This is a genomic window from Rhizobium sp. PL01 (genome assembly GCF_033447125.1).
Classification (GTDB): domain Bacteria; phylum Pseudomonadota; class Alphaproteobacteria; order Rhizobiales; family Rhizobiaceae; genus Pararhizobium.
The window spans coordinates 250,383-272,987 of sequence record NZ_JAWQUM010000007.1 but is presented as its reverse complement, the minus strand read 5'-3'; the positions used below and the strand labels follow the sequence as shown (position 1 = coordinate 272,987).

Sequence of the window (22,605 nt, the reverse complement as noted above, 5' to 3'; positions counted from 1 at the left end):
ATAGTGTCCTTCGCGCGTGGTGAAGGGTGGAAAGCGGGCGTTTGCAATGATGGGTGACGACAAGTTCGACATCGCGCCGGATTGGCTGGATGGCGAGACCAAAGTCCTTGAGGCTCCGCACGATCATCGCGTCGAGCTTCGGCTCTGGCTGCGCCTGCTAACCTGTTCGACGCTGATCGAGAACGAAGTCCGGCGACGGCTCAGGGAGGAATTCGACTCGACCCTGCCGCGTTTCGACCTGATGGCCCAACTCGAGCGCGCGCCTGACGGGATGGTGCTCGGCGAGGTCTCCAAGCGCATGATGGTCTCGCCGGGCAACATTACGGTCCTGGTTGAACGCTTGACCGAGAGCGGACATATCAGCCGCACGACGCTTGCAACGGACCGGCGTGTGCAGATCATCGCCCTCACCCCCTTCGGTCGCGCCGAATTCGAAAAGATGGCGGCACGGCATGCCGACTGGATATCGGACCTGTTCGCCGGCCTCGCGCCGAAGGACAATGGTGTCCTGATGGACGAGCTTGCCAAATTGAAGCGCTCCATCATCGCGTCTCTCGCAAAGAGCCCATGAGGCGCTCTTTCTCCTTTTTCTGACTCCCCGTTGAAACAGCACATCGCAGCATTCGACGCGTGCGCAAACGCACCGGCACGTCAAAAACAATTTTAAGCTTGAAATTTCTTCTGAACGAGTCCACCTTGCTTCTCACGGTCCGAGATGCCGGCCAACGGCCTCTCGAACAGTGCACTACGCAGCCGGACCTCGGGAGGAGAACGACATGCGGATCGTCTGTATCGGTGGTGGGCCTGCCGGTCTCTATTTCGCGCTGCTGATGAAGCGCCAGCACCCCGAACACCAGGTCACGGTCGTCGAGCGAAACCGGGCTTTCGATACGTTCGGCTGGGGCGTGGTCTTCTCGGATGCCACCATGCAGTCGATGCGCCAGTGGGATCCGGAGACGGCGGAAGCGATCGAGGTCTCCTTCAACCATTGGGACGACATCGAACTGGTATTCAAGGGCCGCAAGATCCGCACGTCAGGGCATGGCTTCGTCGGCATCGGCCGCCGCAAGATGCTCAACATCCTGCAGGATCGCTGCCTGGAACTCGGCGTCGAACTGCTTTTCGAGCGCGATGTGGAAAGCGACGAGGAATTCGCCGGCGCGGACCTGATCATCGCATCTGACGGCGTCAATTCGCGCATTCGCCACAAATATGCCGACACTTTCCGGCCCGACATGGTCGTGCGACCGAACCGCTATATCTGGCTCGGCACAAACAAGCTTTTCGACGCCTTCACTTTTGATTTCCAGCGGACCGAACATGGCTGGTTCCAGTCGCATATCTACCGCTTCGACGACACCACCTCGACCTTCATCGTCGAGACCACGGACGAGGTCTACAAGGCCCACGGGCTCGATGAGATGGACCAGCAGCAGTCGATCGAGTTCTGCGAAAAGTTGTTCGCCGGCACGCTCGACGGCCACGCGCTGATGACCAATGCACGCCACCAGCGCGGCTCCGCCTGGCTGAATTTCGGCCGGTTGATCTGCGACAAGTGGAGCCATTTCAACGGCAACAGCCACGTCGTGCTGATGGGCGACAGTGCCCACACCGCCCATTTCGCCATCGGTTCGGGAACCAAGCTCGCCATCGACGATGCGATCGAGCTGACCCGGCAGTTCGACATTCTCGGCCATGACAAGGCCCACATCCCGGCCGTGCTTTCGGCTTACGAGGACGTGCGCCGCGTCGACGTCGCCCGTATCCAGAATGCCGCGCGCAATGCCATGGAATGGTTCGAAGTGGTCGGCACGCGTTATGCCGATACTTTTGAGCCGGAACAATTCATGTATTCGATGCTGACGCGCTCGCAGCGCATCAGCCACGAGAATTTGCGCCTGCGCGACAAGGATTGGCTCGAAGGGTTCGAGCGTTGGTTCGCCGAACGGGCGGGCGCCGAACCCATGGCAAACGGCGCCGTCCCGCCCCCGATGTTCACACCCTTGAAGATCCGCGGCATGACACTTCGCAACCGCATCGTGGTGTCGCCGATGGCCATGTATTCGGCGACGGACGGACTGCCGGGCGATTTTCACCTCGTGCATCTCGGCGCGCGCGCCATGGGCGGTGCTGCACTCGTCTTTCCGGAAATGACCTGCGTCTCGGCCGATGCGCGGATCACGCCCGGATGCCTCGGCCTGTGGAACGATGAACAGTCACAGGCCTTCAAGCGCATCGTCGATTTCGTGCACCAGCAGACACCCGCCAAGATCGGCCTCCAGCTCGGCCATGCCGGACGCAAGGGCGCCACGAAGCTCGCCTGGGAGGGCATAGACCAGCCTCTTTCCGAAGGCGGGTGGCCGTTGATTTCAGCCTCGGCGCTGCCTTACCTCGCCCATTCTGAGGTGCCGCGCGAAATGACCCGGGCCGACATGGACCGCGTCATTCATGACTTCGTGCAGGCGACCGAACGAGCCCGCGACCTCGGCTTCGACATTATCGAGCTGCACGCAGCGCACGGCTATCTGCTGTCGAGCTTCCTGTCGCCGTTGACGAACCAACGATCGGACGAATACGGCGGCGACCATGCCGCTCGCGCCCGCTTTCCGCTCGAAGTGTTCCACGCCATCCGCAAGGTGTGGCCTGAGGACAAGCCAATCTCCGTGCGCCTCTCGACCCATGACTGGCATGATGGCGGCAACACACCAGACGATGCTGCCATTTTCGCCGGCCTGTTCAAGGAGGCCGGGGCCGACCTGATCGACTGCTCCTCCGGCCAGGTGGTGAAGGAGGAAAGGCCGGTCTATGGCCGCCTGTTCCAGACGCCGTTCTCCGACAAGATCCGCAACGAAATCCAGATCCCGACCATAGCCGTCGGGGCGATTTCCGAGGCCGATCACGCCAATTCGATCATCGCGGCCGGCCGGGCGGATCTCTGCGCCGTTGCCCGCCCGCATCTGGCGGACCCGTCCTTCGTCCTGCATGAGGCAGCACGGATCGGTTATGACGGCCAGCCCTGGCCGAAACAGTACCGTTCGGCCCGGGCACAGTACGTCAACAACCTCGCCCGCGCGGCAACGACGGCGGGCAAGCCATGAACAAGCGGCACGCTCTCGTCACAGGCGCCGGAAGCGGTATCGGCAAGGCCATCGCGCTCGCTTTGGCGGCCGACGGTCATGTCGTGAGCCTCGCCGGGCGGCGAGCGGCCCCATTGGAGGCCGTGCGTGACGACATCCGCGTGGCGGGCGGAGAGGCTTTTGTCCATGACGGGTTTGACGTCAGCGACGCCGCTTCGGTGGAGCGCGGCCTTGCGGCCGCAATCACAGAGTCCGGCGATATCGCCGTCCTGGTCAATTGCGCCGGCGAGGCACCGTCCGCACCGTTTGAGAAGACTGACCTCGCGCTCTGGCAACGCGTTCTTACCGTCAACCTGACGGGCGTCTATCTGGTGACGCATGCGGCGCTCGCCTCCGTGCGCCGCGCCGGGAACGGTCGCATCGTCAATGTCGCGAGCACGGCAGGGCTCACTGGCTATGCCTATGTGTCCGCCTATTGCGCTTCCAAGCACGGCGTCATCGGCCTGACGCGGGCGCTGGCACTCGAACTTGCCCGCACCGATGTCACCGTCAATGCCGTCTGCCCCGGCTTCACTTACACGCCGTTGATCGACGGCGCGCTCGATACGATCAGCCAGAAGACCGGCCGCACGCGCGAGGACGCCCGCGCCAGCCTTGCCCGCGCCAATCCGCAAGGCAGATTGGTGACGCCTGGTGAGGTGGCCCACACAGTCTCTTGGCTCGTCTCGGAAAAGGCGACCGCAATCACCGGCCAGGCCATCGCGGTCGCCGGCGGCGAAGTTCTCTAGGGATATCAGACATGACCAACCCCATGCAGGCCAAGAAGCGCCCCTTCAAGGGTCACGAAGCCAAACACTTCCTGTTCGAAACCGATGCCGACGGCCGTGTCGCCACGATCACGCTCAACCGCCCGGACAAAAAGAACCCGCTGACCTTCGAAAGCTATGAAGAGCTTTGCGACCTGTTCCGGTCGCTGACGCGCGCCAGCGACGTGCGCGCCGTGGTGCTGACCGGCGCGAAGGACAACTTCTCCTCCGGCGGCGACGTGTTCGAGATCATCGAGCCGCTGACGCGTATGGAAATGCCCGATCTTCTCGACTTTACCCGCATGACGGGCGAGCTGGTACGCCAGATGCGCGCCTGCCCGCAGCCGATCATCGCTGCTGTCGATGGCATCTGCGCCGGTGCCGGCGCCATCCTGGCGATGGCCGCCGATTTCCGTGTCGCGACGCCGGACGCCAAGACCGCGTTCCTGTTCACGCGCGTCGGGCTTGCCGGCGCGGACATGGGCGCCTGCGGCATCCTTCCGCGGATCATCGGCCAGGGCCGCGCCGCCGAACTGCTCTTCACCGGCCGCGTCATGAGCGCGGCGGAGGGCCTGAACTGGGGCTTTTACAACGCCCTGCACGAGCGTCCCTCGTTGCTTGTCGAAGCGCAGAAATTCGCTCGCACCGTTGCCGACGGTCCCTGGTTTGCCCATGCGATGACCAAGAAGATGCTCGACCAGGAATGGGCGATGGGCATCGACCAGATCATCGAGGCGGAAGCACAGGCCCAGGCGATTTGCATGGCGACGGGCGACTTCCAGCGGGCCTTCGAAGCCTTTGCCGCCAAGGCGAAACCCGCCTTCGAGGGAAACTGACCATGCGCGCGCCGACCCGCGATCATCTCGACTGGCCATTCTTCGACGAGAGCCACCGCGCGCTTGCGAAAGACCTCGACAGCTTTGTCGCCAAGGGCGGCCTCGACGGCGTCGATCACGGCAATGTCGACGCCGCCTGCCGCCATCTGGTCGCAGCGCTTGGTGCCGCTGGACTCCTCCGTCATTGCGTACCGAAAGCTTTCGGTGGTGCAAGCGAAGAAATCGACAGCAGGGCGCTCTGCCTCGTGCGCGAGACGCTGGCCTATGCCGACGGGCTCGCCGACTTCGCCTTCGCCATGCAGGGCCTCGGTACCGGCGCGATCAGTCTGTCCGGTACGCCAGCCTTGAAAGAGGCGGTCCTGCCCAGGGTCGCGCGCGGCGAATGGATATCCGCGTTTGCCCTTTCCGAGCCCGACGCGGGCTCTGATGTCGCGGCCATGGCTTGTGCCGCCCGGCGCGACGGCGACGATTTTATACTCGACGGCGAAAAGACCTGGATTTCAAATGGCGGCATCGCCGATCTCTACACGGTCTTCGCCCGAACCTCCGAAGCACCTGGCACGCGTGGCATTTCCGCCTTCGTCGTCTTCGCTAATACGCCCGGTTTCACGATCGTCGAACGCATCGAGACGATCGCCCCGCATCCGCTCGCTCGCATCCGCTTCGACAATTGCCGCATCCCGGCCGCGCAGCTTCTCGGAAGCCCGGGCGAAGGCTTCAAGATCGCCATGCGCACACTCGACGTCTTCCGCCCATCCGTTGCCGCCGCCGCGACCGGCTTTGCCCGCCGGGCACTCGACGAGGCGGTGTCGCATGCCAAGAGCCGCAAGATGTTCGGCGCGACGCTCGCTGATCTGCCGACCGCGCAAAGCACGCTCGGCGAGATGGCGACCGCCATCGATGCCGCAGCACTGCTGACCTGCCGAACAGCCTGGAGACGCGACGTACAGAAGCTGCCGACGACGCGCGAAGCCGCGATGGCGAAGATGACCGCGACGGAAAATGCGCAATGGGTCATCGACCAGGCCCTGCAGCTCTTCGGCGGCCGGGGTGTGCGCACCGGGGAGATCACCGAGCGGCTCTATCGCGAAATCCGGGCGTTGCGCATCTACGAGGGTGCGACGGAAGTTCAAAAGCTCATCATCGGCCGCGAGCTGATGAAGGACGCTGCACGATAAGGGGAAGGTTCGACATGCACGGTTCGAAGGCGTTGTTTGACTGGCAGGATCCGTTCGATCTCGATGCCCAGTTGACGGATGAAGAGCGGATGGTGCGCCACACCGCACGCGGCCACGCCGAAGACCGGCTTGCTCATGGCGTCCCGGACGCATTCCTGCACGAGCAGTCCGATCCCTCGATCTTCTCCGAGATGGGCGAACTCGGATTACTCGGCCCCATGGTCAGCGAAGAGTTGGCCGCCAATCAGCTGATCCAGAAGAAGCTGGCGGACATGGCGACGGAAATCAGCCGCGGCCTACAGGCCTGCCTGAGTCGCGGGCGTCAGAAGGACGAGGGCAACCCGCCCGTCGAGCTGACCTCGATCGTCAAACGCAACTCCTGCGGCAAGGCGCTGGGCATCGCCCGGGCAGCCCGTGACATGCTCGGCGCAAACGGCATATCGGACGAGTTTCCGGTCGCCCGTCACCTCGTCAATCTCGAAGTGGTCAACACCTATGAAGGCATGCACAACATCCATGCCCTGGTCCTCGGGCGCGCGATCAACGGCATCGCCGCCTTCGCGAACTGAGGATCAGGGACCGATGTTCACGATCAGCAAGCCGCTCCGGATTGGAGATTGTGCGCCCTGTGGGATCGCGTATTTCCCGTCCTACCTCAACATCCTTGTCTGGGTTCTGGAGGAGTTTTTCGCCTCGCTCGGTTTGCCTTGGCGGGCGATGAACGGCGAGCGGCGGATAAGCGTGCCGACGGTACGCCTCGACCTCACTTTTCGTAGCCCCGGCTTTCAGGGCGATGAACTGGATTCGCGCTCGCGCTCCGCCATCGCCCGTTCCCCGCGCGACCTGCAGCATGCGGTTTCAGCAACAGACGCTGTGCTGTGGACTGCAAAGCACCGCATCGTCACCACCTCGATCGACACAAACGCCTCACCTGCCTGGCCGGACGCTATCCGCGCCACGCAGAAACAACAGCTGGAGATGCCCCATGCACACGACCCTGCAACCTGAAGGCTGGGCAAAGCCCATCGGCTATTCCAACGGCGTGGCGGCGACGGGCCACACGCTTTTCGTCGGCGGCCAGATCGGCTGGAACGAACAATCGCAGTTCGTGACCGACGATTTCGTCGAGCAGGTGCGCCAGACGCTAAAGAACGTCGTCGCCGTGCTCGCCGCGGGCGGTGCCGAGCCGCACCATATCACCACGATGACCTGGTATTTCACCGACAAACAGGAATATCTCGGCAACCTTCGCGGCATCGGCCAGGCCTATCGCGACACCATCGGCCGGCATTATCCCGCCATGGCAGCGATGCAGGTGGTCGCGCTGGTCGAAGACCGTGCCAAGATCGAGATTCAGGCCACGGCCGTCATCCCCCTGTGAGGCTTTCCGAAATGTCCGAGATGCGTTTTTCTGAGAGCGTTTCCGCCCGTCTTGACCAAGGCGTGCTTGTCGTCGCCATCGACAATCCCCCCGTCAACGCCCTTTCGGCACATGTGAGGTCCGGCCTCATCGCAGCGCTGGATCATGCCGCAGCCGCGACGGATATCACCGGCATCGTCATCTCCGGCACCGGCCGCACCTTCATCGGCGGGGCCGACATCAAGGAGTTCGGCAAACCACCGGTCGAGCCTACACTTCCCAACGTCAACGACCGCATCGAGCGCTTCGAAAAGCCGGTTTTTTGCGCCGTGCACGGCGCGGCGCTTGGCGGCGGCTGCGAGGTAGCGCTTGCCTGCCATGGTCGCATTGCCGGCGAAACCGCCGCGTTCGGCCTGCCGGAGGTGAAACTCGGCATCGTTCCGGGCGCCGGCGGCACCCAGCGCCTGCCGCGCCTGATCGGCACGATATCAGCCATCGATCTCATCGGGACGGGACGCGTGGTGAAGGCGAACGAAGCCGTCACTCTCGGTCTCGCCGATGCCGTCGCTGCCGATCCCGTCACTGCCGCCATTGTGGCCGTGCGCGAAAATGCCGGACGGCCGCTTCGTCGGACCGGCAACATCGACGTTCCCGCCGCGGACGCAACCGCTGTCAGCGCAGCGGAAGCAAAGGTGCTTGACAAAAGCCGCGGCCAGTCCGCCCCCGCCGAGGCCATCCGCCTCGTGAAGGCCGCAGGGCAACTCGACCTTGAACGGGGCTTGGCGCAGGAGCGCGCCACGTTCCTGCGTTTGCGCGATTCTACCGAATCCGCAGCGCTGCGGCACGTCTTCTTTGCCGAGCGAGACGCCGGCAAGGTCGAAGCCCTTGCCGGCGTCTCGCCGCGGCGGGTCGAAACCGTCGGGATTGTCGGTACCGGGCTGATGGGCTCCGGCATTGCGGTTTCCGCCCTGACCAGCGGATACCGCGTCGTCGCTCTGGAGCAGACGCCGGAGGCTGCCGCCGGCGGACGCGAGCGCATCGCCAGCCTTCTCGACAAAGCTGTGCAATCCGGGCGCATGACCACAGAGGGGCGTGCGGCGTGCCTCGACCGGCTTGAAACCACGGCCGAGGCAAAAAACCTTGCCGCCGCCGACCTCGTCGTGGAAGCCGTCTTCGACGACCTCTCCGTCAAGACGGACCTGTTTCGCCGGCTCGACGGCATCGTCGCGCCTGGCGCCATCATGGCGACCAATACGAGCTACCTCGATCCCGATACGATCGCCGCCGCGACCGCCGATCCGTCACGCGTGGTCGGCCTGCATTTCTTCTCGCCCGCCAATGTCATGCGGCTCGTGGAGGTCGTCGACTGCGCCAAGACCGCGCCCGACGTGCTGGCAAGCGCGCTGACCTTCGTCAAGCGCCTCGGCAAGCTTGCCATCGTGTGCGGCGTCACCGAAGGTTTCATCGGCAACCGCATCTTCTCGGCCTATCGCCGCGCGGCAGAATTCATGCTCGAGGACGGCGCCCTGCCGCACGAGATCGATGCGGCGCTGGAGGCCTACGGCTTTCCGATGGGCATTTTCGCCGTCAATGACATGGCCGGCCTCGAAATCGCCTGGGCGCGCCGCAAGCGGCTAGCCGAGACGCGTGATCCCGCCGAACGTTATGTCGAGATCGCCGACCGGCTCTGCGAGGCCGGCCGCCTCGGCCGCAGGCATGGCCTCGGTTGGTATGCCTACCCCGATGGCAAGCGCACGACCGACCCTGCAGTGACGATGGTGATCGAAGCGGCACGGGCAGCGAAGAATATCCGGCCCCGCGTGTTCATCGCGCAAGAGATTATGACACGCCTTCTCAAGGCCATGGTTGACGAGGGAACGACGCTGCTGGCCGAGGGCATCGCCGCGCGTCCCGGCGATATCGATCTGGTGATGATCAACGGCTACGGCTTTCCCCCGCACAAGGGCGGACCGATGTTCGCCGATGAACGCAACAAGGACTGACGGCATGAGCGAGAGCCATATCGTCGGCGGCGTGCCGTAATCTCCCCAAAATCGCGATGGGAGACCGCGTATTGGACGTCGAAAACAGTGTATCAAATCACATCTTTCGGCGTGACTGGCTTTGAAACGGGTCATGATCGGAACCTCACTGATATTACCGTAGCTGGGCACCGCCTTCGGCGGCGCGCGAGGGCGCACCGAGGTGCCGGAGATCGTCGAATTGTCCATGGAAGGCAAGATCCACATCGATCCGATGATCACCCACACGGTGCCGCCGACGACATCGATGAGGGGTTCGATCTCATGCACCGGGGCGAACGCATCTGAAGGGTGATGTCTACGCAGTACTAGATCCCAGATTTTGGCTGAGGACATCGCAATAACCGCCGCCGTGATCCGAACCGTTGGCAACTATTTTGAGAATTTTCCTTTCCATAATCACTCGCGCGCGGCTAGAAGCCATACAAAACCAACTGGGACGCCGCCTTGAAGACTATTGCCATCGATTTCGAAACTGCCAACGAACAGCGTGGCAGTGCCTGCTCCGTGGGACTGGCCTGGATCGAGGACGGTCGTGTTGTGCGGGTCGAAGAGCGGTTGATCCGTCCGAAGGGCATGCGCTTTTCATCCTTTAACATTGCCATTCACGGCATCCGCCCGGAGCATGTCGAGGGTGCGGGCGAGTTTCCCGAGGTGATGGACGAGTTCGCCGACGATTTTCGCGGCGCCACGATGATCGCCCACAATGCGGCCTTCGATTTCAGCGTCTGGCGCTCATGTCTCGATCTCTACCACCAGGCTTATCCGGAACTCTCCTATCTCTGCTCGGTGAAAATGGCACAAAAGGTCTGGCCACATCTCGGATCACACAAACTCAACATCCTAGCCAACCATCTCGGTCTGACTTTCGCCCACCACAACGCAGCTGAGGACGCTGCGATATGTGCCGAGGCGGCGATCGCGATCGCCCGGTCTCTGCGTCTTTCGCATGTCCGCGACATTCCGCTGGTGATCGGCATGAAGGCAGGCCGGTTGTTTTCCGGCGGTTACGACGCCTGCACTTGTCGAAAGAGATGACGGGGTAGATCACCAAGTTACACCGGACGAGCCCATGGCTGAGCGTAGACTGATCCGACATCCGTAAACGGGCACGGCCAGAAAGACCCGGCGAACTTTCACGAAAGCAAAGGTTCGAGGAACGACGGCCGCCTCGCCTGGCACGATCGCCGACATCCGCGGCAGAGGTGTCCTGCGCATCCCCGCCATCCTCAACGAAGTCGCCTATTTCAGCAAGGATCCGCGCACCGGCGAATGGCAAGGCTTTGCGATCGACATGGCAAACGACATCGCCAAGACCCTCGACGTCAAACTGGAAGTGGTCGAATCGAGCTGGTCGAACGCCATTCTCGACGTACAGAGCGGCAAGGTGGACATAGCCTTTGCCGTGACCGGGACGCCAGTGCGCGCCATGTCGGTCTCCTTCTCGGATCCGACATACCACAACAGCTTCGTTCTGATCTCGGCCAAGGACGAGTTGCGAACTCAACGACCCGAAATACACGTTCGCGGTCGACTTGGGCTACGCCCAGGACCTGATCACGCAACAGTATTTGCCAAAAGCCAATGTGCTGCGCTTCAAAACCCGCGACGAAGCGATCGTTGCCGTCTCGACGGGCAAGGCCGACAGCCTCGTCAACACAATGCTGAACGGCCTTGTCATTTCCAAGAAGGCTGCAACGGTCGGTGGCGTCATGATTCCAACACCCATCCTGTCAACGCCATCCGTCATTGCACTGAACTATGGCGGAGACGAAACCTTCAAGCGCTTCGTCTCCGCCTGGGCAGAGTAAAATCGCCGCATCGGCAACAATCAGACCTGGATCCTGAAAAGCCTCGAGCCCTTCGGAATTACCCTGGCGGATATGCCTGTCGGTTTCGGTTTCGGCGGTTAACTGTTGCAGTTCCTGAGCGACCTCTCCCTCTTTTGAAGACGGAAGGTCGTGATGCGATGAGCCGCTATATTTTTCGGCAGTTCATGTCGCCCAAGCAGCGCCGCGCGAGACCAACGGTTACTGTGATAAAATTTTCCCACAAATTCAATTTTTGGAAGAAAATTGAGAATTTTGTTCTTCATTAGTGGACATTGACATCATTCTGTGCCACATAATCGCCAAATTGCGACGCACCATCTTATTTGCGAACTTCGGTTTTCTTGTGATCCGCGCCGCCAGCCACCGTGGCGGGACCTCTGCTGCGGGGATCAAACATAACGAAGGAGAGTGCCCTGCTTCCGGAGCCGGGCCCAACACAATATGGCTTTAAAAAGTGACCCGTCGAACCTCGATCGCCCGGTCAAGATCAGTGTCAGGAATGTCTTCAAAGTTTTTGGCGATCGGCCGGATAAAGCGCTCGAACAGCTGAAATCCGGTAGAACCAAATCGGAAATCCATGCGTCGACCGGCTGTGCGATCGGTGTCAACAATGCAAGCTTTGACATTCACGCCGGCGAGATCTTCGTCATCATGGGGCTTTCGGGTTCCGGCAAATCCACCATGCTTCGTCTCTTGAACCGTCTCATTGAGCCAACCTCGGGAACGATCGAGATCGATGGCCGGGACATTACCCAGATGAAACGATGCGAGCTGATTGCGCTTCGGCGGCGCGAGATCAGCATGGTGTTTCAATCCTTCGCGCTTCTCCCCAATCGAACCGTGCTCGACAACGCCGCTTTCGGCCTCGAAGTCGGCGGGATGGCCGAAGCCGATCGCAAGCAACGGGCGCGCGCCGCGCTGAAGGCCGTCGGCCTGGTGGGCCATGACGATAGTCGAACCGACCAGCTGTCGGGCGGCATGAAACAGCGCGTCGGGCTTGCCCGGGCACTGGCCAGCGAGCCCTCCATTCTTTTGATGGATGAAGCGTTTTCAGCACTCGATCCTCTTATTCGCGCCGAAATGCAGGATGAGCTGGTCCGCCTCCAGGCCGAGCAGAGCCGCACGATCGTTTTCGTCAGCCACGACCTCGACGAGGCAATGCGTATCGGCGACCGCATCTGCATCATGCAGAATGGCGAGGTCGTTCAGGTCGGTACGCCGGATGATATCGTCCTCAGACCAGCCAATGATTATGTGCGTTCGTTCTTCCGCAATGTCGATGTCTCGCAGGTGTTCCGCGCCGGTGACGTGGCGCGCAACACGCAAGTGACCATCATTGAACGGCAAGGCGTCTCAGCCGCCGCCGCTCTCGAGCGCATGGAACATTTCGACAGGGAGGTCGCCATCATCCTCGGCCGCGACAAGACCTATCATGGAATGGTCAGTCGTCGTTCTCTCATTGAAACCACGAAGGATGGCGCAAGCGATCCCTATCGACGTGCTTTTCTGACCGGCATCGAGCCGATCCCGGCTGCGGAAAGCCTTTCCAACGTGCTTGGCAAGGTCGCCGCGAGCGCATGGCCGGTTCCGGTTGTCGACGATGACAATCGCTATCTCGGTTCCATCAGCAAATCGGCACTTCTCGAAACGCTCGATCGCACCGCCTGATCAGCCCCGGAGTATTCTCATGACATTCGATCTTGGTGATGGCGTCGACAGCGCCGTCAATTACATCCTCGACAATTTCAGCCCCGCGCTGGACCTGATCGCCATGGCGATCGGAACTGTGACGGACGCCATTCAGAACGTGCTTCTCGCCACGCCCTTTCCGGTTGGCCTAGCGATCCTTGTGCTTTTGTCACTGTGGCGCGTCGGTATCGGTTTTGCGCTGTTCACCTGCGTTTCGCTGCTGTTGGTCGACCACATGGATTTGTGGTCGCCGATGATGGAAACGTTGTCGCTGGTCATCGCCTCGACATTGGTCGCCATGCTGATCGGCCTGCCGCTGGGGATCGCCATGGCCCGTAACGACCGTGTCGCATCAATCGTTCGCCCGGTGCTCGACCTGATGCAGACCATGCCAGCTTTCGTCTATCTGATCCCGGCAGCGATGTTCTTCGGGCTCGGCGCCGTGCCAGGAACCATCGCGACTGTCATCTTCTCGATGCCCCCGGTGGTACGCCTGACCAATCTCGGTATCCGGCAGGTTCACGTCGAGTTTGTCGAGGCTGGCCAAGCCTTCGGCTGCACTGCATTGCAGCTTCTGTTCAAGGTTCAGTTGCCCAACGCCATGCCGTCGATCATGGCGGGCATCAACCAGACGATCATGCTGTCGCTGTCGATGGTGGTGATCGCCTCGATGATCGGAGCCGGTGGTATCGGCAACACAGTGCTGACCGGCATCCAGCGCCTCGATGTTGGAACCGGCTTCGAAGGCGGGATCGCCGTCGTCATTCTCGCCGTGATCCTGGACCGGATCACCCAGAGCCTCGGCAAGGACCGCGCCGGGGTCTGGCGCTCCCTCTTCCGCCGGACAACGCAGCCCCAGGTGACCTCCCCCGCTGCGGCATGAACCGTGCGCACTGCATTGAAGATGGCGGCCTTTGGCCGTCGAATGAGAACCTTCCAAAAGGAGCAAACATGTTGAAGACACTCGTTACGATGAGCCTCGCCGCCGGAATTTTCACCGGAACCCTCGGTACGGCCTTGGCAGACGAAAAGCCGCCGGTGAAGATCGGTTGGGCCGCCTGGTCCGACGCTGAATTTGTCACCAAACTTGCAGCGAAACTGATCAAGGATGAACTCGGCCAAGAGGTCCAACTCGTGCAGACCGATGTCGCCCCACTTTATCAGGGCGTCAGCCGCGGCGATATCGATGTCATGATGATGGCCTGGCTGCCTGAGACCCATGCCGATTATTTTGCCAAGGTGAAGGACAAGGTGACGACGCTTGGCACTGTTTATGACGGCGCTAAACTCGGCTGGGTTGTCCCGGCGTATGTGCCTCAGGATGCCATCTCCTCGATTGAGGACCTTAAGAAGGATGACGTCAAAGCGAAGCTGAAGGGACGCATCGACGGCATTGATCCGGGTGCAGGCCTCACGCGTCTCTCGGAAAAGGCCGTTAAGGATTACGCTCTCGACGACTACAAGCTTCAGATTTCCAGCGAGGCCGGCATGCTGACAACGGTCGACCGGGCGATCCGCAAGCAGGATTGGTTTGTCGCCACGTCCTGGAGCCCGCACTGGATGTTCGGCAAGTACGAACTTCGCTACCTCGCTGACCCGAAAGGCTCACTTGGCGCGGCCGAACATGTCGACGTCTTGGCGCGCAAGGATTTCGAGGTGGATAATCCGAAAGTCGCCGGCTTCCTGTCACGGATGAAACTGCCGATCGGCGATCTTGAGGCGGCGATGTTCAATGCGCAGGAGACCTCGTACGAAAAGGCCGTCGATCAATACATCACAGACCATCCCGACCAGGTGAAGACCTGGGTGGGTGACCAGGAAGGCTGACACCACCGCCATCATGTTCCAGCGCATTTGCGCAACCACGTTTCGCGGAAAAGTCTGCGAAACGTGGCCTCAAGACAAGAAGGACAAAGCCCAATGTATCCCCATGACACCCTCAATCCTTTGGCGCTCACTGGAAACACGGACGATACGATCGGTGGCCGTATTTCCCTTGCGCGCGATGCGCTCGGTCTCTCGGTTGAAGAGATCTCCAGCGTTGTCGGCGTGACCGACGACACCTGGAGCAATTGGGAAAACGACCGTTCGGAACCACGCGCCAATCGTCTTGACATGCTGGCACGTGTTCTGCAGGTCAATATCACGTGGCTCCTCAGCGGCCAAACCCAGGGGCTCGAGGGAGATGCCCGCACACCGTTTCAAACTTAGAAGACCTCAAGGGGTTACGGCGACAAACGCGGCCCATTCAATCCATCCGGTGGGTTTTTCCACTACTGGCCAAGATTCTTGAGATAGATAGACAGCAGCTGTGTCTGCGACGAGATGCCGAGCTTGCGGTAGACGTTACGGCGATGAACCTTGACGGTTCCGGTGGAGATGCCCAGCCGCAGACCGACAGATTCTGACGAATGCCCCTGAAGCACAAGCTCGATAATCGACGCTTCCCTTTCTGTCAGGTTGAGATTGCGCCACACCCGGTCGGCAGCAGGATGTGGCGACTTGCGCTTACCTTCTCCTCGCTTGGCCAGAGCCGCACTGAACCGGCGACCAAGATCTGCCCAGCTGTGACGGACGAGCGCAGCAACCACCGGCTCCGCCTTTTTGATCAAGGTAAATTCAGCAGCCGTGAAAGCGCCGGACTGCTCCTTCCGCATGAGAGAGAGGACAACCGTAATGCCCTCCGGAAGGAGCACGAAAAACCCAACTTCCTCGGCAAGCCCCGTCTGCGTGTAGTAGCTGCGGAAATATTCGCTGGAAAAGAACCGGTCGGGTGCAAGTTCGCGCATCCGCCAGACACCCGGCTTAAGCGCACGCGCCGCGTGATAGAAGGGGTCCAGCAAATAGGGGCCAGCCTGGTACAGACGAACGAAGATGGTATGCTCGTCCGGTGTGAACGTGCTGTAGAGATCGAGCGGGCGTTCCTTTTCACGATAGGCGAAAACCACGGCGTAATCGAAACTGACCATGGCCTTCATCAGCACGCAAAAACTCGCCCCCGCGTCGGCGTCGGCGGGCGATGCTTCGCCGATCAAAGACGCCAGCGTTTTGAAGACGGTTTCGAGATCGATGACCACAGTATCCAATCCAAACACAAGGCAATTGCCTTTGGGATATATACCTTCCACAGCTCATGCAGGCTTAAAATACCTCTTTCGGGGTATATACCGTAAATGGCTTACCTGACACCGTTGATGGCAGACGGTGAGAAACAGGTGGTCGCTAGATCTTCCTGTATTCCGAAAAAAACCGCGGGGAATTGAGACGTGACAGCTGCTCTAGCGAACGACATCGAGTTTCGTTCGGTCACCAAGCTTTATGGCAGCGTGACCGCCGTTTCGGACATAAACCTGGCCGTACCGAAAGGGGCCTTCGTCGCACTGCTCGGACCATCCGGCTGTGGAAAGACCACGTGTCTGAGGATGATCGGTGGTTTCGAACAGCCTACCGAAGGCACCGTGCTCATAGATGGCCGCGAGATGAACGGCGTTCCTGCCTATCGCCGCCCCGTCAACATGGTCTTCCAGCACTACGCGCTCTTCCCTCATTTCGACGTGGAGCAGAACGTCGCCTATGGCCTGAAGCAGGCTCGACCGAAATTGGCTACATCCGAGATTTCCGCCCGGGCGCGCGAGGCTTTGGAGATGGTTCGCCTCGGCGGCTTCGAGAAGCGCCGTATTCATGAGATGTCTGGCGGCCAGCAGCAGCGCGTGGCGTTGGCGCGCGCCATTGTCAACAAGCCGTCGGTGCTTTTGCTTGACGAGCCCTTGGCCGCGCTCGACAAAAAACTTCGTACGGCCATGCAGATCGAACTTCAGACATTGCAACGCGAACTTGGCATCACCTTCGTGCTCGTCACCCATGACCAGGAAGAGGCGCTGTCGATGAGTGACATGGTGTGCGTCATGAATGCCGGCCGCATTGTTCAGATGGCCAAACCGCAGGATGTCTACGACACGCCCGCCGATCTCTTCGTTGCCGATTTCGTCGGCAAGACCAACAAAATCCTTGCAACAGTCGAAGCCGACGGTGCGACACTTCGGCTGTCGAACGGCATGGCGCTGTCTGCGAAATCCGGCTTGACGCCTGGGATCGCGACCGTGGCGCTGCGGCCAGAAGCGATCGAATTGACACGTCAGGCGGACGGTAATGCGGGTCCGCTGAACGGAACCGTCACCCACCGCATCTTCCTCGGCTCCACGGCCGAATATCAGATCAGCGTCGATGGACTTGGCGATTTCCTCGTCACAGCCGACCGGCGCAGCGTGCAGGAAAGCGATCTCGTCGAACCGGGCGAACGGGTCGTTTTGAACTTTAATCCCGGCAAAGTGCATGTTTTTCCGGCCTGAGGAATGGCCGTACACGTCAAGACAAAAAAGGGAACAGCGTCATGACAAAGTGGTACAGAGAAAATGCCCCGATCACCGCCGAAAACCTGACCGACGAATGGATGCGGCTGAAGCGCGGCTCAGTCACCCGCCGCCACTTCCTCGGCATCACCGGTCTGGGTCTTGCGGCGGCCGTGCTTGCCCGCCAGCCAGGTATCTTCGCCTCACCGGCGTATGCCCAAGACCTTGGCACCACCATGTCGCTCGCCACGTGGCCGAACTACCATGATCCTGCAACCTTCGAGGCTTTCACCAAGGCAACCGGCGTTGCCGTCGAAGTCAATGTCTTTGGCTCGAACGAGGAAATGCTAGCAAAGCTTCAGGCTGGCGGCACCGGCTGGGACCTGTTCGTTCCGACCAACTACACCATCTCGACCTATGTGAAGCTCGGTCTGATCGATCCGCTCGACATGTCGAAGTTGCCGGCCTTCTCGCAGGCATCGGAATCGACCCGCTTCACCTCCGAAGGTGCCGTCGACGGCACGACCTACGCCCTGCCGAAGAACTGGGGCACGACCGGCATCGCCGTCAACACGTCGAAGATCAAAACCAAGATCACCTCGTGGAAGGACTTCTTCGAGGTCGCCATGACCGAGGCAGACAGCCGCGCCATGGTGCACGATTATCAGCTGACCACGATCGGCAGTGCACTGGTATCGCTTGGCTATTCCTTCAACTCGATCAAGCCGGACGAACTTGCCAAGGCAGAGGAACTGCTGATCAAGGTCAAGCCGCACCTCTACGGTATCAACAGCGACTACCAGCCCGGGATGCGCGCCACCGATGCCTGGATGACCATGTGCTGGACCAATGACGGTGCACAGCTCAACCGCGACATGCCGGAAATCGCCTATGTCCTCGGATCGGACGGCGGCGAGATCTGGACGGACTTCTATGCCATACCGAAAAGTGCTGCCAACAAGCCGGCAGGCTATGCGTTGCTCGACTACCTGATGACGCCGGAAAACGCCGTCAAAGAGCACATCGCCAACGGTGCACCGACCACTGACAGCCGCGTGCTTGCCCTGCTTCCATCCGACGTTACGGCGAACAAGATCGTCTATCCCGATGAGGCATCCCTGACCAAGCTGGAATTCGGGGCGGCGGTAACGTTGACCGACCCGGCTCGTGCAGAACTGATGGCAAGGTTCAAGTCGGCTTGAGGGTAGAGCCCTCGTCCGGCATGTCGGCGACCTTGTCCCGGTGACGGGAGAAGGAATGTTCACCACGCTCCGCCTGCCTGCTCATCCTTGAGTATGCGGCGATCAGGCTGTTGGCAGAAGCTTCTATCGTCCCCTTTCCCCGCATGCGGGGAAAGGGCTAGGGGGTAGCACCTCACACCCGTGGCAAACTTTCAACCAACAGGACCAGCCATGCCTCTCACCGCAGACAGAAAGAGACAGCTGACGACGGCAGCCCTTGTGGCCCCTGCCGGCATCTGGCTGTTCGTCTTCCTGGTTTTGCCGTTCATGGCTATGGTCGTTTTCGCTTTCGGAGAGCGCGCGCCGGAAGGCGGCTATCAGGCGGCTTTTACCTTCGCGCAATTCGCCAATCTTCCTTCGCGCGCCGCCGCCTTCTGGAACACGATGATGATCGCGCCGGTTGGCGCCCTGCTGTGCCTGATCGTTGCGTATCCCGTCGCCTATTATCTGGCGATCAAGTCCAATCCGAAATACCGGCTGGTGCTGGTCTCGCTGGTCGTCGTGCCCTTCTGGACCAGCCTTTTGGTGCGCACCTATGCCTGGATGTACATCCTCGGCTCGCGCGGCATTCCCAATCTGCTGGGCATGATCGGCATCGAGGATGTACGGCTTTTGAACACGCCGGGTGCCGTTTTGCTCGGCATCGTATACGGCTATCTGCCGCTGATGATCATGCCGATCTATGTCAGCCTCGAAAAGCTCGACCGCCGGCTACTCGAGGCGTCTGCAGATCTCGGCGCAAAACCAGTCTCGACTTTCTTCGGCGTCACCCTGCCCTTGTCTTTGCCTGGCGTCATGACCGGCGTCGCGCTGGTGACGATCCTTCTGCTCGGCGAATACCTCATTCCGCAACTGCTTGGCGGCGGAAAGGTGTTCTTCATCGGCAATGCCCTGGTCGATCTATTCCTGCAATCGCGCAACTGGCCGTTCGGTTCGGCGATCGCCGTGACCTTGGTGGTTGTGGTCGTCATCGTGCTCAGCGTTGCCATGCGCATTGCCTGGAAAGTCTCCGGATCCAGACAGGTGGATCTGGTCTAATGCGCGCGCTGGTCACCTTCGTCTATCTCTTCCTCTACGCGCCAATCGCGCTGGTGGTGCTGTTCTCGTTCAACGCCGGCCGCAACGCCAGCGAGTTTACCGGCTTTTCCACCATGTGGTACGGCAAGGCGCTCGGAAACACCTTCCTGATTACCGCCCTGCAGAACAGCCTGATGATCGCCTTTACCAGCGCCGTACTCGCCGCTGTTTTCGGTACGATGGCAGCCCTTGGCATGCAGCGCCTCGGCACCCGCGCCCGTGCGATCTTCGATGGGCTGTTTGCCGCCGCCATCGTCGTTCCCGGCGTCGTCATCGGCATTGCGACGCTGGTGGCGCTGGTCGAGGTTTTTTCGTTCCTCAATCCGGCGCTGGCCTCGATTTGGCCAGGTGACAAGCCACCGCAGCTTGGCCTTGGCTATGGCTCGATCATCGCCGCCCACGGCCTGTTTTCGCTGGCGCTAGTGACGATGATCGTCAAGGCACGCATCGCCAGCCTCGGCCGTGATATCGTCGAGGCGTCCAGCGATCTCTACGCGACGCCCTTCACGACATTCCGCCAGATTGTCCTTCCGCAGATCTTGCCGTCGGTTCTCGCCGGCTTCCTGCTTGCCTTCACTTTTTCTTTCGACGACTTCATCGTCGCCTTCTTTGTCGCAGGCTCGAAGACGACGTTGCCGATCTATGTCTTCGCTTCGATCCGACGTGGCGTGACGCCGGAGATCAACGCGATCGCCACAATGGTTCTGGTCGCCTCGCTCCTGATGATCCTCATTGCCCGTGTGCTGATGCGGGACAAGACAACGAAAACGCAGCCCGGGGAGTAGACCATGATCCTGAAAGACAGGGTAGCGATCGTCACCGGCGCCGGCTCCGGCATTGGCCGGGCGGGCGCCCAGATCATGGCGCGTGAAGGCGCCCATGTTGCCGTTGCCGACCGGAGTGCCAAAGGCGCTGGTGAGACCGTGGCGATCATCCGCGATGCCGGAGGCAGCGCCGAAAGCCTGATCCTCGACGTCACCGATGACATCTCGCTGGAAGCGGGCATCGCCTCTGTTCTCAAGCGCCATGGCCGCATCGACATCCTGCATAATCATGCCGGTGTGCAGATTTCTGGCGATCTCGAACAGGTCGAAGTCGGGGGTTTCGATCTGTCCTGGAGCCTGAACGTGCGCGCGCACTTCATAGCTGCCCGGTTTACGATACCGGCGATGAAGACTGCCGGTGGCGGTGTCATCCTCAACACCTCGTCCTCTTCCGGTGTGCTCTACGACCGCGAGATGATCGCCTATACCACCACAAAACATGCCGTTATCGCCATGACCAAACAGATGGCCGGCGATTATGCGAAATTCGGCATCCGTGTGAACGCGCTGTGCCCCGGGTGGGTGGATACCCCCTTCAACGGCCCGTTCATTGCCCAGATGGGCGGCCGGGATGCAATCGAAACCTATGTCCGCGAAAAGGTGCCGATGGGCCGCTGGGCAAGCGTCGATGAAATCGCTGAATCAATTCTGTTTCTCGTCTCCGACCGGTCATCCTACATGACAGGACAAATCTTGGTGGTCGATGGCGGCGAAGCCGTCGCCTGACAACTCCTCCAGAGGTTCAATCTTCACAGGGCGCGCAACTTGATAATCCCGTACCTTGAACAATTACAGGGAACAATTTCAACGTTTTGGCTCTATGCGGCTGCGATCGAAGACCGCTTGATGCAGACAGGGGCGAGATCCATGCACATTGCCTGACCGATCAGGAAACCGGCGACGCCTCACGGCTTGAGGCGTTTCCGGACCAGATCAACGACGAGATCGGCCAGTTTAAAGCAGATGGAGCCTCGGACGGCTATCCAACCTATGATGCTGTGTTGCGGCACAGCGCGGGCGCAAAGGGCGTCGTTCCGGCGCTTGAACGCGGTTGCGCTCCCCAATGCCCAAGATCCTGCCAAGGAGGCGGCCACGTTGTATCTATGCAGCCAGATGGTTGGCTGACGTGGCGGGGCATCGACCCGCTATGGCGACCGGGCGCTGATAGAAACGGCGATGGGGAGAAACACGGGCATTATCGGGCCGCGGCTGCGCGCTCGGCCATTTCCTGCTCAGCAGGCAGAGGCCGCGATCGGCGTCACCATCTTGAACCGAATGCTCGCATGCCGCCGCCCGAGCAGAAATGTTCAAGGCCGCAGCAACGGCTTGCGGGCCCCGTTCATGCAACCATCGACACGGCGATCCCCATCCAGACGGATGCGGAGCTTTCGGAATTTTTTCAGCCACTCCCGGAGAAACCTGGGCATAAGACACGATGTTAGATGTGGCCATCTGCGTGTCCTGGCTCAACGGGTCTGGTGACCGCGAGGGTATCGAACCTATGCCAGAGGGGGCTTGCTCGCGGCCGATATAAGCCCCTCCACGATTTCATTTCCAATGGCCCTTGGGATTCAGCGCTCGACCGTCACACGATCGCGCATGAGATGGATTGTGACGTTGTGCCACGCAGCACTTTCCTTAAAGGTACAGCTATTCCGGTCGCTATTTTACGGCGCGGAGAACGCCTTTGACAACTTCATCCTGGAGATTGCGTTGCTTCTCGATATTGAAATGATTCACATTTGGATCATGAGATAGGTCACGGTTCTCCAGCCTTCCTTTGAAGCCTGGGCCTGCCATCAATGCCTCTCCCCAGCTGTGGCGGGAGAAATAGAAATTCACGACGCGTTTGATGTTTGCTGGCAAGGGGCTAGGGCTCGTCGCAGCAAAGGACGCCATGTAATCCACCCGGATACCATGCTTTTCCAAAGCCTGGGCCAGGGAAATAATGGCGTTTGCTCCGAGCGAATGTCCCACGAGAACAACGGGCGACGGCCCAAACTTCTCGCGATCAGCGACGATTTTGTTCAAGGCTGACCGCCAAGCCGTGAAGCCCTCGACATGCGCGTCGACGCCCGCCAACCGAAGCCTTCGGCCAATTTCATCAAGACCTGTGGAGAAAACATTTGCCAACCCACGTAAGAGGTAGACTTGCGGGCCTCTGCCACGCTCCCCCTTGCCAGCAGCAAACGTCGTCTTCACGTCCAAACCGGTGAACGCAAGAGCCAGAACTGAGCCCAAAAAAGAACGGCGGCTGACAGAATTCTCGACTGGAAATTTGGACTTTTTCATTG

At 60.6% G+C, this 22,605-nt stretch carries 22 protein-coding genes and 3 pseudogenes; 23 read left to right on the top strand and 2 right to left on the bottom strand.

Annotation, left to right across the window (positions count from 1 at the left end):
• Positions 1–46: 46 nt before the first annotated feature.
• From R6X40_RS18355 to R6X40_RS18275, 17 genes and pseudogenes are all read left to right on the top strand, one after another.
• Complete coding sequence (locus tag R6X40_RS18355; protein WP_318415228.1) at positions 47–571, top strand: MarR family winged helix-turn-helix transcriptional regulator; 525 nt, start codon at positions 47–49, stop codon at positions 569–571.
• Between the two features lie 205 nt (positions 572–776).
• Positions 777–3,098 carry a bifunctional salicylyl-CoA 5-hydroxylase/oxidoreductase gene (locus R6X40_RS18350; protein WP_318415227.1) on the top strand — a complete coding sequence of 774 codons (2,322 nt, stop codon included), beginning with the start codon at positions 777–779 and terminating at the stop codon, positions 3,096–3,098.
• Complete coding sequence (locus R6X40_RS18345) at positions 3,095–3,865, top strand: SDR family NAD(P)-dependent oxidoreductase (RefSeq protein WP_318415226.1); 771 nt, start codon at positions 3,095–3,097, stop codon at positions 3,863–3,865. The genes R6X40_RS18350 and R6X40_RS18345 overlap by 4 nt, the downstream gene beginning before the upstream one ends.
• Positions 3,866–3,876: 11 nt before the next feature.
• Entirely contained in the window at positions 3,877–4,719 is an 843-nt protein-coding gene (locus R6X40_RS18340) for an enoyl-CoA hydratase family protein (protein WP_318415225.1), read from the top strand.
• Between the two features lie 2 nt (positions 4,720–4,721).
• A complete protein-coding gene (locus R6X40_RS18335; RefSeq protein ID WP_318415224.1) occupies positions 4,722–5,897 on the top strand; it encodes an acyl-CoA dehydrogenase family protein in 1,176 nt (391 codons plus the stop codon).
• A 14-nt stretch (positions 5,898–5,911) separates the two neighbouring features.
• A complete protein-coding gene (locus R6X40_RS18330; RefSeq protein ID WP_318415223.1) occupies positions 5,912–6,466 on the top strand; it encodes an acyl-CoA dehydrogenase family protein in 555 nt (184 codons plus the stop codon).
• Positions 6,467–6,479: 13 nt separating this feature from the next.
• Positions 6,480–6,905 (top strand): acyl-CoA thioesterase, encoded by a 426-nt coding sequence (locus tag R6X40_RS18325; protein ID WP_318415222.1) that lies wholly within the window; start codon positions 6,480–6,482, stop codon positions 6,903–6,905.
• Positions 6,883–7,278, top strand: coding sequence for a RidA family protein (locus tag R6X40_RS18320; protein WP_318415221.1), 396 nt, complete (start codon positions 6,883–6,885; stop codon positions 7,276–7,278). Before R6X40_RS18325 ends, R6X40_RS18320 begins: the two co-directional genes overlap by 23 nt.
• An 11-nt stretch (positions 7,279–7,289) precedes the next feature.
• Positions 7,290–9,260, top strand: coding sequence for a 3-hydroxyacyl-CoA dehydrogenase NAD-binding domain-containing protein (locus R6X40_RS18315; protein ID WP_318415220.1), 1,971 nt, complete (start codon positions 7,290–7,292; stop codon positions 9,258–9,260).
• Between the two features lie 163 nt (positions 9,261–9,423).
• A pseudogene (locus R6X40_RS18310) lies at positions 9,424–9,587 on the top strand (S-(hydroxymethyl)glutathione dehydrogenase); the annotation flags it as partial.
• 159 nt (positions 9,588–9,746) lie between these two features.
• Complete coding sequence (locus R6X40_RS18305) at positions 9,747–10,337, top strand: 3'-5' exonuclease (protein ID WP_318415219.1); 591 nt, start codon at positions 9,747–9,749, stop codon at positions 10,335–10,337.
• A 256-nt stretch (positions 10,338–10,593) separates the two neighbouring features.
• Positions 10,594–10,737, top strand: a pseudogene (locus R6X40_RS18300) (transporter substrate-binding domain-containing protein); the annotation flags it as partial.
• Between the two features lie 97 nt (positions 10,738–10,834).
• The gene (locus R6X40_RS18295; protein ID WP_318415316.1) at positions 10,835–11,110 is read left to right on the top strand and encodes a hypothetical protein; all 276 of its coding nucleotides are present in this window, start codon (positions 10,835–10,837) and stop codon (positions 11,108–11,110) included.
• Positions 11,111–11,572: 462 nt separating this feature from the next.
• Complete coding sequence (proV, locus tag R6X40_RS18290) at positions 11,573–12,799, top strand: glycine betaine/L-proline ABC transporter ATP-binding protein ProV (RefSeq protein WP_318415218.1); 1,227 nt, start codon at positions 11,573–11,575, stop codon at positions 12,797–12,799.
• Between the two features lie 19 nt (positions 12,800–12,818).
• The gene (locus R6X40_RS18285) at positions 12,819–13,703 is read left to right on the top strand and encodes a proline/glycine betaine ABC transporter permease (RefSeq protein ID WP_318415217.1); all 885 of its coding nucleotides are present in this window, start codon (positions 12,819–12,821) and stop codon (positions 13,701–13,703) included.
• 68 nt (positions 13,704–13,771) lie between these two features.
• Positions 13,772–14,647, top strand: coding sequence for a glycine betaine ABC transporter substrate-binding protein (locus R6X40_RS18280; protein ID WP_318415216.1), 876 nt, complete (start codon positions 13,772–13,774; stop codon positions 14,645–14,647).
• A gap of 93 nt (positions 14,648–14,740) precedes the next feature.
• Positions 14,741–15,031, top strand: coding sequence for a helix-turn-helix transcriptional regulator (locus R6X40_RS18275; RefSeq protein ID WP_318415215.1), 291 nt, complete (start codon positions 14,741–14,743; stop codon positions 15,029–15,031).
• A 62-nt stretch (positions 15,032–15,093) separates the two neighbouring features.
• On the opposite strand, the gene R6X40_RS18270 is transcribed toward R6X40_RS18275, so the two are convergent.
• Positions 15,094–15,897, bottom strand: a complete 804-nt coding sequence (locus R6X40_RS18270) for a helix-turn-helix transcriptional regulator (RefSeq protein WP_318415312.1) — start codon at positions 15,895–15,897, stop codon at positions 15,094–15,096.
• A gap of 189 nt (positions 15,898–16,086) precedes the next feature.
• On the opposite strand from R6X40_RS18270, the gene R6X40_RS18265 reads away from it, so the two are divergent.
• The 6 genes and pseudogenes from R6X40_RS18265 to R6X40_RS18240 all read left to right on the top strand — a co-directional run.
• Positions 16,087–17,169, top strand: a complete 1,083-nt coding sequence (locus R6X40_RS18265) for an ABC transporter ATP-binding protein (protein ID WP_318415214.1) — start codon at positions 16,087–16,089, stop codon at positions 17,167–17,169.
• Between the two features lie 41 nt (positions 17,170–17,210).
• Positions 17,211–18,371: a spermidine/putrescine ABC transporter substrate-binding protein gene (locus tag R6X40_RS18260; protein WP_318415213.1), complete on the top strand. Its 1,161-nt coding sequence runs from the start codon at positions 17,211–17,213 to the stop codon at positions 18,369–18,371.
• Between the two features lie 210 nt (positions 18,372–18,581).
• Entirely contained in the window at positions 18,582–19,448 is an 867-nt protein-coding gene (locus R6X40_RS18255; RefSeq protein ID WP_318415212.1) for an ABC transporter permease, read from the top strand.
• Positions 19,448–20,272: an ABC transporter permease gene (locus R6X40_RS18250; RefSeq protein ID WP_318415211.1), complete on the top strand. Its 825-nt coding sequence runs from the start codon at positions 19,448–19,450 to the stop codon at positions 20,270–20,272. The genes R6X40_RS18255 and R6X40_RS18250 overlap by 1 nt, the downstream gene beginning before the upstream one ends.
• Positions 20,273–20,275: 3 nt before the next feature.
• Positions 20,276–21,037: an SDR family NAD(P)-dependent oxidoreductase gene (locus R6X40_RS18245; protein ID WP_318415210.1), complete on the top strand. Its 762-nt coding sequence runs from the start codon at positions 20,276–20,278 to the stop codon at positions 21,035–21,037.
• A gap of 116 nt (positions 21,038–21,153) precedes the next feature.
• A pseudogene (locus R6X40_RS18240) lies at positions 21,154–21,607 on the top strand (IS5/IS1182 family transposase); the annotation flags it as partial.
• 366 nt (positions 21,608–21,973) lie between these two features.
• Here R6X40_RS18240 and R6X40_RS18235 read toward each other — a convergent pair.
• Positions 21,974–22,603 (bottom strand): lipase, encoded by a 630-nt coding sequence (locus R6X40_RS18235; protein WP_412178408.1) that lies wholly within the window; start codon positions 22,601–22,603, stop codon positions 21,974–21,976.
• Positions 22,604–22,605 lie beyond the last annotated feature (2 nt).